Raw genomic sequence first — 1,780 nt, forward strand, 5'->3', positions numbered from 1 at the left:
GCGCGAGAATAACGTCTCGTTCGTGCATGTGCGTGAGGATGATTACGATACGCGCTTCCTGCGCTGTATTGAGCTGGTGAAAGAGATGATGGACGGCAAAACGAAATAGCCATTCGTCTGCCGTCCATGAGTAGAGTCGTCCGCGCCTGACAGGCGGCTCTTGCTCAGGCGCAGTGATTAACTGCGCCTGGGCTTTACGCCTGCCGCACCGGCTGACGCCGGCCTTTCAGCATGTTACGCACCGCCGGTTCGGCATATTTTGTGATAGCCAAAGCGATAAAATAGAGCGCGACGGCAATAATAACCGGCATCAGCAGCATTAGCGTCTCGCTCTTGATATACCGATTCGTCTTGATAAGCGTCGCAATCAGCAAATTTTCGTGGATTAAGTAGAAGGCGTAACTGACGAAGCCAACGGCCGTAAAAAAGCGCAGCGAAAGAAAGCGCTCAATCTGCTTTGAGTAAAAACTTGCGATAAAAAACAGCATAACGATGAGCAGCGGCACAAGGCTTATAACGCCGCTATTTTTCACGTAGTAACTGAAGTTAATCAGCAGCGCCAGTACCACCAGCGCATAATGATAGCCCTTGTCGCGCTCATGAAATCTTTCGTAAACCAGACAGCCCACCATAAACCAGGCGTAATGAATAAAACCGAATTTTGATACGATATCAATTAACAGTGGATGTCCCAGCGATTTTAATACCGACGACGCTGACAGCAGCAACATCGGCACGATAAGCGCAGGCAGGCAATATTTTCTCCCGGCGGTAAAGTAAACCACCCCGATAATCAGATAAAACATCGCCTCCACGTACAGCGACCAGAAAGAGCCTGCCATTGAGTGAAGCTCAACGCCGCTAATCTGCGTCAGGGTCTCCGGATTAAAGAACAACAGCCCCGGCAGAAGGTTCTTTGCGTAGGGCGTCATCGCTGACCATTCGGGGAAAAAGCCGTCCGTAAAATAAAGTAGCACGCTAACAGTTAGCATTGCAGGAAACAGGCGCAGCCAGCGTTTTTTCAGGAAGCTAATATAGCTCTCTGACTTATCGAGCGACATAAATATAACAAAACCCGAGATCATGAAAAAAAGCTGTACGCCCACCCAGCCAAAAGAAAACAGGGGAATATGCTGCGTCGCCTGGACAAAAGGTAATAAATCGGGCCAGCGAGCGTAGGCGTGGTAGCCAATGACCAGCAGGATGGCTAAGCCGCGCATCCCGTCCAGATGCGTAATACGTGCGCGCATAATTCCCTCAGTAATAGTGGTATTAAATGTAAAGGCGAATTTACATTAACGAAAAACTGCGATCAATCAGACAAATTCTTAATAATAAATATAAGAAACTAAAGTTATTTACCTTTGTAAGGAAAATAACAGCGCTATTTTCTGGCTTTATAATGATGCAAAATTTGGTGGGGCGTTAAATATTATTATTGATATACAGGCGATTATCGGAGAACTGGAAAGCAAGGTTCCATAAATTTTAATCCCACTATTTAGCAGGAGATAAGATTTTAATTATTATATTAACGAACGCTAATTATAAATAACGGAATAATCTTAACTTCAGAGGGTTGCACAGGTTAAAAAAAAGGGTCATGCATAAGCATGACCCCTTTTTACAACAGCAGACAGCCTGCTGTTTACTTGGTAATACGCTTGTACTTGATACGTTTCGGCTCCAGCGCATCTGCGCCGAGCGTGCGTTTCTTATACTCTTCGTACTCGCTAAAGTTGCCTTCGAAGAACTCCACCTTGCCCTCATCCTGATAGTC

At 46.0% G+C, this 1,780-nt stretch carries 3 protein-coding genes; 1 reads left to right on the forward strand and 2 read right to left on the reverse strand.

Annotated features, from left to right (window positions below; translation table 11 throughout):
- A partial coding sequence (locus B3797_RS19645; RefSeq protein ID WP_414693106.1) for a hypothetical protein occupies window positions 1–109 on the forward strand: 109 nt, incomplete at its 5' end.
- 85 nt (window positions 110–194) lie between these two features.
- Here the strand turns inward: B3797_RS19645 and B3797_RS17170 are convergent.
- Complete coding sequence (locus B3797_RS17170; protein ID WP_311783147.1) at window positions 195–1,250, reverse strand: acyltransferase; 1,056 nt, start codon at window positions 1,248–1,250, stop codon at window positions 195–197.
- A 398-nt stretch (window positions 1,251–1,648) separates the two neighbouring features.
- On the reverse strand, window positions 1,649–1,780 hold a 132-nt coding region (locus B3797_RS17175; protein ID WP_311791701.1), incomplete at its 5' end, for a hypothetical protein.

The organism is Pantoea sp. UBA5923 (assembly GCF_002431095.1).
Lineage (GTDB): Bacteria > Pseudomonadota > Gammaproteobacteria > Enterobacterales > Enterobacteriaceae > Pantoea > Pantoea piersonii.